This is a genomic window from Serratia nevei (genome assembly GCF_037948395.1).
Lineage (GTDB): Bacteria > Pseudomonadota > Gammaproteobacteria > Enterobacterales > Enterobacteriaceae > Serratia > Serratia nevei.
The window spans coordinates 4821993-4834453 of record NZ_CP149940.1 but is presented as its reverse complement, the minus strand read 5'-3'; the positions used below and the strand labels follow the sequence as shown (position 1 = coordinate 4834453).

Annotated in this window: 11 protein-coding genes; 7 read left to right on the top strand and 4 right to left on the bottom strand. The window is 61.4% G+C overall.

Annotation, left to right across the window (positions count from 1 at the left end):
• Positions 1 to 321: 321 nt before the first annotated feature.
• Entirely contained in the window at positions 322 to 3150 is a 2829-nt protein-coding gene (uvrA, locus tag V8N38_RS23080) for an excinuclease ABC subunit UvrA (RefSeq protein ID WP_049201484.1), read from the bottom strand.
• A 277-nt stretch (positions 3151 to 3427) separates the two neighbouring features.
• Here uvrA and ssb1 point away from each other — a divergent pair, with 277 nt between their 5' ends.
• Positions 3428 to 3958, top strand: a complete 531-nt coding sequence (gene ssb1, locus V8N38_RS23075) for a single-stranded DNA-binding protein SSB1 (RefSeq protein WP_004936793.1) — start codon at positions 3428 to 3430, stop codon at positions 3956 to 3958.
• 63 nt (positions 3959 to 4021) lie between these two features.
• Here the strand turns inward: ssb1 and V8N38_RS23070 are convergent, their stop codons facing one another.
• Entirely contained in the window at positions 4022 to 4771 is a 750-nt protein-coding gene (locus V8N38_RS23070) for a 3-oxoacyl-ACP reductase family protein (protein WP_147840695.1), read from the bottom strand.
• Positions 4772 to 4903: 132 nt separating this feature from the next.
• Here V8N38_RS23070 and V8N38_RS23065 point away from each other — a divergent pair, with 132 nt between their 5' ends.
• Positions 4904 to 5821 (top strand): LysR family transcriptional regulator, encoded by a 918-nt coding sequence (locus V8N38_RS23065; RefSeq protein ID WP_049201481.1) that lies wholly within the window; start codon positions 4904 to 4906, stop codon positions 5819 to 5821.
• Between the two features lie 55 nt (positions 5822 to 5876).
• Here the strand turns inward: V8N38_RS23065 and bhsA are convergent, their stop codons facing one another.
• Positions 5877 to 6137, bottom strand: a complete 261-nt coding sequence (bhsA, locus tag V8N38_RS23060) for a multiple stress resistance protein BhsA (protein WP_060440954.1) — start codon at positions 6135 to 6137, stop codon at positions 5877 to 5879.
• A 196-nt stretch (positions 6138 to 6333) separates the two neighbouring features.
• Here bhsA and V8N38_RS23055 point away from each other — a divergent pair, with 196 nt between their 5' ends.
• The 5 genes from V8N38_RS23055 (at position 6334) to V8N38_RS23035 (ending at position 11426) form a co-directional block, all read left to right on the top strand.
• The gene (locus V8N38_RS23055; RefSeq protein WP_047570370.1) at positions 6334 to 6777 is read left to right on the top strand and encodes a lipocalin-like domain-containing protein; all 444 of its coding nucleotides are present in this window, start codon (positions 6334 to 6336) and stop codon (positions 6775 to 6777) included.
• Complete coding sequence (locus tag V8N38_RS23050) at positions 6774 to 7442, top strand: glutathione S-transferase family protein (RefSeq protein WP_049201475.1); 669 nt, start codon at positions 6774 to 6776, stop codon at positions 7440 to 7442. The genes V8N38_RS23055 and V8N38_RS23050 overlap by 4 nt, the downstream gene beginning before the upstream one ends.
• A 47-nt stretch (positions 7443 to 7489) precedes the next feature.
• Complete coding sequence (locus V8N38_RS23045) at positions 7490 to 7897, top strand: VOC family protein (protein WP_038874298.1); 408 nt, start codon at positions 7490 to 7492, stop codon at positions 7895 to 7897.
• Positions 7898 to 8217: 320 nt separating this feature from the next.
• Positions 8218 to 9579, top strand: coding sequence for an NCS2 family permease (locus tag V8N38_RS23040; protein ID WP_147840696.1), 1362 nt, complete (start codon positions 8218 to 8220; stop codon positions 9577 to 9579).
• A 197-nt stretch (positions 9580 to 9776) separates the two neighbouring features.
• Positions 9777 to 11426, top strand: coding sequence for a Na+/H+ antiporter (locus V8N38_RS23035; protein ID WP_025304430.1), 1650 nt, complete (start codon positions 9777 to 9779; stop codon positions 11424 to 11426).
• A 74-nt stretch (positions 11427 to 11500) separates the two neighbouring features.
• Here the strand turns inward: V8N38_RS23035 and V8N38_RS23030 are convergent, their stop codons facing one another.
• On the bottom strand, positions 11501 to 12388 hold the full coding sequence (locus V8N38_RS23030) for a LysR family transcriptional regulator (protein ID WP_025304429.1): 888 nt from the start codon (positions 12386 to 12388) through the stop codon (positions 11501 to 11503).
• Between the last annotated feature and the right edge of the window lie 73 nt (positions 12389 to 12461).

Sequence of the window (12461 nt, the reverse complement as noted above, 5' to 3'; positions counted from 1 at the left end):
CCTTTTATATCATCCCATTGAATATACGGCCCGCAGGCCGGCGATTAATTGCAGCTTATTTATAAACGCCAGGTTTATATTGATTAATTGACAGACGACGGCGCGTCATTGGCGTTATTTCACCGCAACAGTGAAACGCATGGGGAATAAACAACAGCCAAACGAGTGGCATGATTGGGCGAGTTTATTATTGGCAGGGCTCAAAGCGCCTGTTTTTAAAGGCATGATGCAGAGAAGATGATTTAATGTTTTTCAGAAAGGGATATGTTGATTGCTCAACGAGGCGGCCTATTCCGCCTCGTTGAGAGGGATAACCCGCCGTTATTTTTCCAGCAGCGGTTTCAGGAAGCGTGCGGTGTGCGATTTTTCACACTCGGCCACGGTTTCCGGCGTGCCGGCGACCAGGATTTCGCCGCCGCCGCTGCCGCCTTCCGGCCCCAGATCGACGATCCAGTCGGCGGTCTTGATCACGTCCAGGTTATGCTCGATGACCACGATGGTGTTGCCCTGATCGCGCAGCTGATGCAGCACCGCCAACAGCTGCTGGATATCGGCGAAGTGCAGACCGGTGGTCGGCTCGTCGAGGATATACAGCGTCTGGCCGGTGCCGCGTTTCGACAGCTCGCGCGCCAGCTTGACGCGCTGCGCCTCACCGCCGGAGAGCGTGGTGGCCGACTGGCCGAGACGGATGTACGACAGGCCGACATCCATCAGGGTCTGCAGCTTGCGCGCCAGCGCTGGCACCGCGTCGAAGAACTCACGCGCTTCTTCGATGGTCATCTCCAGCACTTCGTGGATGCTCTTGCCCTTGTACTTCACTTCCAGCGTTTCGCGGTTATAGCGCTTGCCCTTGCACTGGTCGCACGGCACGTAGATGTCCGGCAGGAAGTGCATCTCGACCTTGATCACCCCGTCGCCCTGGCAGGCTTCACAGCGCCCGCCCTTGACGTTGAAGCTGAAACGGCCCGGCGTATAACCGCGGCTGCGCGATTCCGGCACGCCGGCGAACAGCTCGCGCACCGGGGTAAAAATGCCGGTGTAGGTGGCCGGGTTGGAGCGCGGCGTACGGCCGATCGGGCTTTGATCGATGTCGATCACCTTGTCGAAATGTTCCAGGCCGGTCACTTCGCGGAACGGCGCCGGTTCGGCGATGGTGGCGCCGTTGAGCTGGCGCTGAGCGATCGGGAACAGCGTATCGTTGATCAGCGTCGATTTGCCGGAGCCGGAAACGCCGGTGATGCAGGTAAACAGCCCGACCGGCAGCGTCAGCGTCACGTCCTTCAGGTTGTTGCCGCGCGCGCCGCTCAGCTTCAGCACCTTGGTCGGATCGGCCTGCACGCGCTGCGCCGGAATGGCGATCTCGCGCTTGCCGCTGAGGAACTGGCCGGTCAGCGAGTCCGGCTGCGCCATGATGTCGTCGACGGTGCCTTCCGCCACCACCTGGCCGCCGTGCACGCCGGCGCCGGGGCCGATGTCGATCACGTGGTCGGCGGCGCGGATGGCGTCTTCGTCATGCTCCACCACGATCACCGTGTTGCCGAGGTTGCGCAGGTGGATCAGCGTTTCCAGCAGGCGCTCGTTGTCGCGTTGGTGCAGGCCGATCGACGGCTCATCCAGCACGTACATCACGCCCACCAGGCCGGCGCCGATCTGGCTGGCCAAACGGATACGCTGCGCTTCGCCGCCGGAGAGCGTCTCCGCCGAGCGGGACAGTGACAGGTAGTTCAGGCCGACGTTCACCAGGAATTTCAGGCGATCGCCGATCTCTTTCAGCACTTTTTCGGCGATTTTGGCGCGTTGGCCGCTGAGCTTCATGTTCTGGAAGAAGGTCATCGCATGGCCGATGCTCAAATCGGAGATCTCCGGCAGCGTGGTGTCTTCGACGAACACGTTGCGCGCTTCTTCGCGCAGGCGGGTGCCGTGGCACGAGGCGCAAGGGCGGTTGCTGATGAACTTCGCCAGCTCTTCGCGCACCGCGCTGGATTCGGTCTCTTTGTAGCGGCGCTCCATGTTGTGCAGCACGCCTTCGAACGGATGGCGGCGCACGGTGGTGTCACCGCGGTCGTTGATGTATTTGAATTCGATCGACTCTTTGCCGGAGCCGCTCAGCACCGCCTTCTGTACGTTGGCGCTCAGGGTGTTGAACGGCGCCTCTACGTCGAACTCATAATGCTCCGCCAGCGAGCGCAGCATCTGGAAGTAATAGAAGTTGCGGCGATCCCAGCCGCGGATCGCGCCGCCGGCCAGCGACAGCTCGGGGTTTTGCACCACGCGATCCGGATCGAAGAACTGCTGCACGCCCAGGCCGTCGCAGGTCGGGCAGGCGCCGGCCGGGTTGTTGAAGGAAAACAGGCGCGGTTCCAGCTCGCGCATGCTGTAGCCGCAGATCGGGCAGGCGAAGTTGGCGGAAAACAGCAGCTCGTCCGCTTTCTCGTCGTCCATGTCCGCCACCACCGCAGTGCCGCCGGACAGCTCCAGCGCGGTTTCGAACGATTCGGCCAGGCGCTGCGCCATGTCGTCGCGCACCTTGAAGCGATCGACCACCACTTCGATGGTGTGTTTCTTCTGCAGCTCCAGCTTCGGCGGATCGGACAGATCGCACACTTCGCCGTCGATGCGCGCGCGGATGTAGCCCTGGGCGGCCAGGTTTTCCAGCGTTTTGGTGTGCTCGCCCTTACGGTCTTTCACCACCGGCGCCAGCAGCATCAGGCGTTTGCCTTCCGGTTGGCTCAGCACGTTATCGACCATCTGGCTGACGGTTTGCGCCGCCAGCGGCACATGGTGATCCGGGCAGCGCGGCTCGCCGACGCGGGCGAACAGCAGGCGCAGGTAGTCGTGGATCTCGGTGATGGTGCCGACCGTGGATCGCGGGTTGTGCGAGGTGGATTTCTGCTCGATGGAGATCGCCGGCGACAGGCCTTCGATATGGTCGACGTCGGGTTTTTCCATCAGCGACAGGAACTGGCGCGCATAGGCGGAGAGCGATTCGACGTAGCGGCGTTGCCCTTCGGCATACAGCGTATCGAAAGCCAGCGATGACTTGCCGGAACCGGACAGGCCGGTGACGACGATCAGTTTGTCACGCGGGATGATCAGGTTGATGTTTTTCAGATTATGGGTTCGAGCACCACGAACTTCGATATTGTCCATTTACACTTCCCGTCTTGATGATACACCGCGCCTGTCGCGATTTTTGCGGGGGATTTTGTGATGGATCTCGCAAAAAACCGGCACAGCCTGGTCGAAACGCATAATTATGACACAAAAAAACCTGAATGAATATCCAGTATGCGAATGCAACAAGGTCGATCGAAAAGACAATTCTGGAATGCAATTCGCACTTATCAACACGGGTGTGGTTTCGCACTCAGCGTGGTAAACTGACGCGTTTATACTGTGTAGAAATCAATCATCGGGAGAAGTGCTCATGGCCAGCAGAGGCGTAAACAAAGTAATTCTGGTCGGGAATCTGGGTCAGGATCCAGAAGTCCGTTACATGCCGAACGGCGGCGCAGTGGCCAACATTACCCTGGCGACCTCCGAAAGCTGGCGTGACAAGGCGACCGGCGAACAGAAAGAGAAGACCGAGTGGCACCGCGTCGTGCTGTTCGGCAAACTGGCCGAAGTGGCGGGCGAATACCTGCGTAAAGGCTCTCAGGTCTACATCGAAGGCTCCCTGCAGACCCGTAAATGGCAGGATCAGAGCGGCCAGGATCGCTACACCACCGAGATCGTGGTTAACGTCGGCGGCACCATGCAGATGCTGGGCGGCCGTCAGGGCGGCGGCGCACCGGCCGGTCAATCTGCCGGCGGCCAGGGCGGTTGGGGCCAGCCTCAGCAGCCACAGGGCGGCAACCAGTTCAGCGGCGGCCAGCAGCAGTCTCGCCCAGCGCAGAACAGCGCTCCGGCGACCAGCAACGAACCGCCAATGGATTTCGACGACGATATCCCGTTCTGATATCCGGCCGTTTACAGCCAACAAAAAAGCCCCTTCACGGGGCTTTTTGCATTTCAGGGGCGGTTACGCCGAGAAGCCGCCGTCGATGCTCAGGCTGGCGCCGGTGATATAACCCGCCTGCGGGCCGGCGAGGTAGACGACGAAGCCGGCGATCTCTTCATCTTTGCCGTAGCGGCCGATCGCCATCAGCTGCTTGAGCTGATCGGCGAACTCGCCGGCATCCGGGTTCATTTCGGTGTCCACCGGGCCGGGCTGCACGTTATTGACGGTGATGCCGCGCGGGCCGAGATCGCGCGCCATGCCTTTGGTCAGGCCGACCAGCGCCGATTTGCTCATCGCATACACCGCCGCGCCGCCGAACGGCACGCGCTCGGCGTTGGTGCTGCCGATGTGGATGATGCGGCCACCGTCGTTCATGTGGCGCGCCGCCTCCTGGCTGGCGACGAACACGCTGCGCACGTTGACCGCCAGCATGCGATCCAGGTCTTCCAACGCCAGTTCCTCGGTGCTGCCCAGCGTAAACACCCCGGCGTTGTTCACCAGAATATCCAGATTGCCGAACTGGCTGACCGCCTGGCGCACCGCCTGCTGCAGCGCCGCCGCATCGGCGCTGTCGGCCTTGATGGCGAGGGCTTTGCCGCCGGCGGCGGTGATGGCGCTTGCCACCGCTTCGGCGCGATCGGCCGAGGCGGCGTAGGTAAAGGCGACGGCGGCGCCTTCACTCGCCAAACGTTTAACGATGGCGGCGCCGATGCCGCGTGAACCGCCTTGAACGAACGCGACTTTGCCTTGCAGAGGGTGTGCTGTGGTCATGTTATTTCTCCAAAGTGGGTGAGGGTAAAGTAAAGTGCCGGCATTCAGTATCGGAGATCGCCGGCACGGCCACTAGCCACAAAGAGCTATAATCAGTTCAAACCATTAGTTTGAAATCCATAGAGGAAAAGTATGCTGGGACACCTGGAATGCTTCGTCAGCAGCGCGGAAAACGGCAGCTTTTCCGCCGCCGGCCGCAAGCTGGGCCTCAGCCCGGCGGCGGTGGGCAAAAACGTCACCCGGCTGGAGACGCTGGTTGGCGTGCGCCTGTTCCAGCGCAACACTCGCCAGCTGATCCTGACCGAAGAGGGCGAGCGTTTTTTGCAGGAAGTCAGCGGTGGCCTGCAGTCGATTCAGTGCGCGTTGAAGGGCCTGAGCAGCAGCGGCGGCGTGGCGGCCGGCAGCCTGAGGATCAGCATGGGCACCGCTTTCGGTCTGAATTTCGTGTTGCCGATGTTGCCGGATTTTCTGGCGCGTTATCCGGCGATCGTGCCGGACTGGCATTTCGATAATCGCCAGGTGGATCTGATCGGCGAGCACTTCGACGCCGCGTTGGGCGGCGGCATCGAACTGGCTCAGGGGATGATTGCGCGCGAGCTGGCGCCCGCACACGGCGTGTTGGTGGCTTCGGCGGATTATCTGCGGCAACGGCCGCCGCTGCGGCAGCCGGAACAACTGGCGCAACACACCGGGATTTTCATCCGTTCGCCACAGACCGGGCGCATCCGCCATCAGCCGCTGCGCAATGCGGAAAACGAGCAGCATGCGCCGGCGATGGCGATCGGCATGACGGTAAACGAGCCGGAGGCGGCGGCGCGGGCGGCGGAAATGGGCTTGGGCATTGCCTTGATCGCCATGCCGAATGCGGTGCCCTATCTGGAAAACGGCCGTCTGGTGCGGGTGTTGCCGGGTTGGTATGTCGATCGCGGCAGCATGCACCTTTATTTTCCCACCACCAAATTCTTACCGACCAAAACCCGGGTTTTTGTCGATTTCATCACCGAGCAGTTTCGCCTGCAGAAGCTGGCGACACGCTTCGACGCCCGCTAAAACGAGAAAAGCCCCTTGCGGGGCTTCTTTCTTCCGTCGGTTGGCTGTTCGACGATCAGTTGAAGATTTCTGCGGTGCCGTACAGTTTGTTCTGGCCGCCGGCGGCGACGATGCGGTATGAACTGGCGCCCGATGCGGCGGCTTTGCTGGCCAGTTCGCTTTCCAGCGCGCTCAGGTTGGTGGCGCCGCTAACGGAAACTACGCCGATTTTCTGGGCGTCTGCAGCGGGTTGGCTGGAAGGCATATCGGCGGCGAAGGTAGCAAAAGAAGCGGTAGCCAGCAGTGCAGCGGTAGCAAAAATTTTGACGTTTTTCATGATGTATTCCTCAGCGTATTGATTGGATGAGAGCCCGGTGTCTCTCGATGTGTTAAATAGTAGTGCGGCAGGCTGGAATAAAAAATCGGAGAGTTTTGAGTATCTCTGTCAAATAAACTGATTATTTTTTCATCCGCTGGCGTGCGGTAAAAATCGCCACTACCCTATACAGACGATCCTTAACCGGAGAAGCGTAATGACGGTAAACGCGTTTATCGGCAGTTGGGCGCTGGTGTCGTCGGTGTTCAAAAACCAGAACGGCGAGCTGAATTACCCGCTGGGCGAGCAGGTGTTGGGGCGAATCCACTATGAGGCCAACGGCACGATGGCGGCGCAGCTGTACAGTGCCGTGCGGCCGCGTTTCGCCGCCGACGATTTGGCGCAGGGGTCCGAGCGGGAGATCCGCGCGGCCTTCATCAATATGATTTGCTACTTCGGCCGCTATCAGGTGGAGGAAAGCGAACAGCGGGTGGTGCATCAGGTCGAAGGCTGTTCGTTCCCCAACTGGGTAGGCAGCCGTCAGGTGCGTTTTTACGCTTTCAGCGGCGATCGGCTGACGTTGCGCACAGTGCCCTTGCAGCTCGGCAACGGCGTGCAGGTGGGCGAACTGGTGTGGCAGCGGACAGGAGCTTCTTTATGATCATTGTTCATCATCTCAATCACTCGCGGTCGCAGCGCATTCTGTGGTTTCTGGAAGAGCTGGGCGTGCCCTATCAGGTGCAACGCTACGAACGCGATCCGCAGACTATGCTGGCGCCGGCGGCGCTGAAAAAGATCCACCCGCTGGGCAAATCGCCGGTGATCGTCGACGGCGATCTGACGCTGGCGGAATCCGGCGCCATCATCGAATACCTGCAGGAAGCCTATGACGCGCAAGGGATGTTCATGCCGACCGACTTCCACGCGCGCCAGCAATACCGCTACTGGCTGCACTACGCCGAAGGATCGCTGATGCCGCTGTTGGTGATGAAACTGGTGTTCAGCCGGCTCGGCCAGCCGCCGATCCCCTGGCTGCTGCGGCCGGTGGCCGGCGCGATCGGCAAGGGCGTGCAGCGCGAATATCTCGACAAGCAGATCGCGCCGCACTGCGAATTCCTCGAACAGCACCTGAACAAGGGCAGCTGGTTTGTCGGCAACGACTTCAGCGCGGCGGACATTCAGATGAGCTTCCCGCTGGAGGCGATGGCGGCGCGCGGCGCGTTGGATGATTGCCCGAAACTGCGCGGTTTTCTGCAGCGCATTCACGCCCGGCCCGCCTACCAGCGGGCGTTGGAGCAGGGCGGCCCTTACGACCTGCTGAGCTAACCGGATGGGCTATACTCGATGGGGTCATTCTTCATCGGAGGTAGCCCATGGCTACGCAAATCTTCGTTAACCTGCCCGTCAGCGATCTGCCCGCCTCGATGGCGTTCTTCACCCACCTGGGTTTCACTTTCAACCCGCAATTTACCGATGACACCGCCGCGTGCATGGTGGTCAGCGACACGATTTACGTGATGTTGCTGACCCACGACAAATTCAGGATGTTTACCCCGAACCCGATCGGCGACGCCAAGCAGGCCACCGAAGTGCTGGTATGCCTGTCGCAACCCAGCCGGGCGGCGGTGGACGAACTGGTGCGCAAGGCGGTCGCCGGCGGCGGCAACACCTACCACCCGCCGCGGGACTACGGCGTGATGTACGGCCACGGTTTTCAGGATCTGGATGGCCATATCTGGGAATTGATGTATATGGATCCCGCTGCGGTGCAGACGCAATAACCCTGCCGCGACGGCGTTCGCCGCCCCGGTTTTATCGTGCTGGCGCTATTCCCGCCGCTTTCTGCATAAATTGCCGCGATCTTTAGTTGATTAGACGCTATGGAAGGCAGGATAATCGTTTGCCTTGAATAAACCACCATAAATCACCCGTACCGCGCGCTGCGAGTTAAACGTTTGCCTTGGTGCGCATCGCCGTTGGCGCTGCGACAGAAGGGCAAGGATGCGGAACGTGACGTAAACGATTACGTGACGATCGGGCGCGGGCGAGATTACAGGCCTGCTGCGACGGGCCGATTCATGAAACACAGGGGAAGTAACCTATGTCGAACTCTCAAGCGAACCACGCCGAAAAACCAACCGGCGGGCTTGATGGCTATTTTAAAATTTCCGCGCGCGGCAGCAGCGTGCGCCAGGAGGTGGTGGCGGGGCTAACCACCTTCCTGGCGATGGTGTACTCGGTGATCGTGGTGCCGAGCATGCTGGGCAAAGCGGGCTTCCCGCCGGCGGCGGTGTTTGTCTCCACCTGCCTGGTGGCCGGGCTGGGCTCGCTGCTGATGGGGCTGTGGGCTAACCTGCCGATGGCGATCGGCTGTGCGATCTCGTTGACCGCCTTCACCGCCTTCAGCCTGGTGCTGGGCCAGCACATCAGCATTCCGGTGGCGCTGGGTGCGGTGTTCCTGATGGGCGTACTGTTTACCATTATCTCGGTCACCGGCATCCGCGCCTGGATCCTGCGCAACCTGCCGATGGGCGTGGCGCACGGCACCGGCATCGGTATCGGTCTGTTCCTGCTGCTGATCGCCGCCAACGGCGTCGGCCTGGTGGTGAAGAACCCGCTGGATGGCCTGCCGGTGGCGCTCGGCGCGTTCACCTCCTTCCCGGTGGTGATGACGCTGGTCGGCCTGGCGGTGATCTTCGGCCTGGAAAAACTGCGCGTGCCCGGCGGCATTTTGCTGGTGATCATCGCCATTTCCATCATCGGCCTGATCTTCGACCCGGCGGTGAAATACCAGGGGCTGTTCGCCATGCCGAGCCTGGCGGACGCTGACGGCAAATCGTTGATCTTCAGCCTGGATATCATGGGCGCATTGCAGCCGGTGGTGTTGCCGAGCGTGCTGGCGCTGGTGATGACTGCGGTGTTCGACGCCACCGGCACCATCCGCGCGGTGGCCGGGCAGGCCAACCTGCTGGATAAAGACGGGCAGATCATCAACGGCGGCAAGGCGCTGACCTCGGATTCCCTGAGCAGCATCTTCTCCGGCCTGGTGGGCGCCGCGCCCGCCGCGGTCTACATCGAATCCGCCGCCGGCACCGCCGCGGGGGGCAAGACCGGCCTGACCGCCACCGTGGTCGGCATTCTGTTCCTGCTGATCCTGTTCCTGTCGCCGCTGGCCTATCTGGTGCCGGTCTATGCCACCGCACCGGCGCTGATGTACGTCGGCCTGCTGATGCTGAGCAACGTCACCAAGCTGGACTTCAACGACTTCGTCGACGCGATGGCCGGCCTGCTGTGTGCGGTGTTCATCGTACTGACCTGCAACATCGTTACCGGCATCATGCTGGGCTTCAGCTCGCTGGTCATCGGCCGCATCTTCTCCGGCGAATGGCGTAAGCTGAACATCGGCACCGTGCTGATCGCCGTGGCGCTGGTGGCGTTCTACGCCGGCGGCTGGGCGATTTAAGACCCTCAGGTTTCCCTCGCCCGGCGGGCGAGGGAAGCGGTCACGGCATTTCCCTTCTTAAGATAAGTCTTCTTCTGCTCTGCACCGCGTTTTGAAAGGCACAACAAGCTTTAACGGCTGTAAAAAAAGTGATCTACTATCGGGACCAACGCAGGCCCTGAGCCGATGTCGTCTGAATCGTAGAGTCTAAGGAAAGCATGGAAATCTTTTTTACAATCCTCATTTTGATCCTGGTGGTCTCCCTGTCCGGGGTGGTGACGCGCATGTTGCCGTTCCAGGTGCCGCTGCCGCTGATGCAAATCGCCATCGGGGCCCTGTTGGCCTGGCCGCATTTCGGGCTGCACGTCGATTTTGATCCCGAACTGTTCCTGGTGCTGTTCATCCCGCCGCTGCTGTTCGCCGACGGCTGGAAAACGCCAACGCGCGAATTCCTGCACCACGGGCGTGAAATTCTCGGTCTGGCGCTGGTGCTGGTGCTGATCACCGTGGTCGGCGTCGGCTATCTGATCTACGCCATGGTGCCGGGCATTCCGCTGGTGGCGGCCTTCGCGTTGGCGGCGGTGCTGTCGCCGACCGATGCCGTGGCGCTGTCCGGCATCGTCGGCAAAGGGCGCATTCCCAAGCCAATCATGGGCGTGCTCGAAGGTGAGGCGCTGATGAACGATGCGTCCGGCCTGGTGTCGCTCAAGTTCGCCATCGCGGTGGCGATGGGCACCATGGTGTTCACCGTGGGCGGCGCAACCCTCGAGTTCCTCAAAGTGGCGATCGGCGGCCTGCTGGCCGGCGTGGCGGTCACCTGGACCTACAGTAAATCGCTGCGGGTGATGAGCCGCTGGAGCGGCGACGATCCGGCGACCCAGATCGTATTCCTGCTGCTGCTGCCGTTCGCCTCCTACCTGATCGCCGAACACATCGGCGTTTCCGGCATCCTGGCGGCGGTGGCGGCGGGGATGACCATCAGCCAATCCGGCGTGATCCGCAACGCGCCGCTGGCGATGCGCCTGCGCGCCAACAGCGTATGGGCGATGCTGGAGTTCGTGTTCAACGGCATGGTGTTCATCATGTTGGGCCTGCAGCTGCCGGGCATTCTTGAAACCTCTATCCTGCAGGCGGAGCTGGATCCGACCATCCAGACCTGGTACCTGTTCGCCGACGTGGCCACCATCTACGCCGCGCTGCTGGTGCTGCGTTTCACCTGGCTGTGGGTGATGAAGAAGGCCAGCAACCGCTTTATGAAAAAGCGCCCGCTGCAGTTCGGCGACTACAGCACGCGTGAGCTGTGGGTGGCGTCGTTCGCCGGGGTGCGCGGGGCGATTACCCTGGCCGGTGTGCTGTCGATACCGCTGTTGCTGAGCGACGGCACCGCCTTCCCGGCGCGCTATCAGCTGGTGTTTATCGCCGCCGGGGTGATCCTGCTGTCGTTGATCGTCGGCGTGCTGGCATTGCCGCTGCTGCTGCGCGGCGTTCAGGTGGCCGACAAGAGCGCCAGCAAGCACGAAGAGCGCATGGCGATCGCCATGGCGGCCGAAGTGGCGATCGAGAGCGTGAATAAAATGGAAGAGCGTCTGGTCGCCGATACCGAAGAGAACCTCGATCCGCAGGTGTTGAAAGAGGTCAGCTCGCGGGTGACGGGCATGCTGCGGCGGCGCATCGCCTCGAAAGACGATATCGAGAATGCGCTGGCGATGGAAAACCTCGAGCGGCGTTTCCGCCTGACGGCGCTGCGCGCCGAGCGCGGCGAGCTGTACCACCTGCGCGCCACGCAGAAAATCAGCAACGAGACGCTGCAAAAACTGCTGCACGATCTCGACCTGCTCGAAGCGTTGCTGATCGAACGCGAAGGGTAAACCTCAGAAGAGGAATCATGTTTTCCTCTTTATTTCTGTCCCGAAGGGCCGCCTGTGCGGCCCTTGTTTTTTGGCTACTTGAGCGGCGGCCAGTAGTCGCGGCAGCAGGCGATCCAGGCCTGCGCGCTGTGCGACAGGTAGCTGCCCTGGCGCCAGATCAGCCCGATTTTCCACTCCATGCGCGGTTCCAGCGGCAGCCAGACCAGGTTTTCCTTGTCCAGCCAGCGGCAGACCGGCTCCGGCAGCATGGCGATGCCCACGCCGGCCTGCACCATCGAGGCGAGGAAATCCCACTGGCCGCTGCGCACCGCGATTTGCGGTTCAAAACCGGCCTGGCGAAACGCTTTCATCAGCATCTTGTACAGCGCAAAGTCTTCGTTATAAATCAGGATCGGGCTGTCGGCCAGTTCGGCGATATTGATGCGGGTGCGGTTAAGCCACTGCGGTGTGCGCGGCGCCACCACGCACATCGGATGGCCCAGCAGCGGCAGAAAGGTCAGCGGCTGTTCCGAATCGAAGGGCAGCACCGTCATCGCCAGATCCAGTTCGCCGGACATCACCGCCTGTTCGACCGACAGCCCGCCCAGCTCGGAAATTTTTAATTCGATGCCGGGGTAGGTCTGGCGAAAGCGGCGGATCAGATCGGCGATCTGCCTGCCCACCATCGGCGGAATGCCCAGCCGTAGCACGCCCTTTTTCACCGAGCTGATGTCTTCCAGCTCCGCCTCCAGCTGGCGGAATTCGTCGAGGATCGTCAGGCCGCGCTGATACACCGCCTGCCCGCTGTCGGTCAGGCGCAGCTTGCGGCCTTCGCGGATCAGCAGCGTGCATTCCAGCTCCTCTTCCAGATGCCGCAGCATCTTGCTGATGGTGGGCTGGGTGACGAACAGTTTTTCCGCCGCGCGGGTGAAGCTTTGCTGGCGCACCACTTCAACGAAGTAGCGCAGGGTGCGGACATCCACGTTAGGGTTCTCCTTGAGGGCGCTACCGGCGGGAAACTATTCCCGGACGGCATGATGTCGATAATTTTAATTC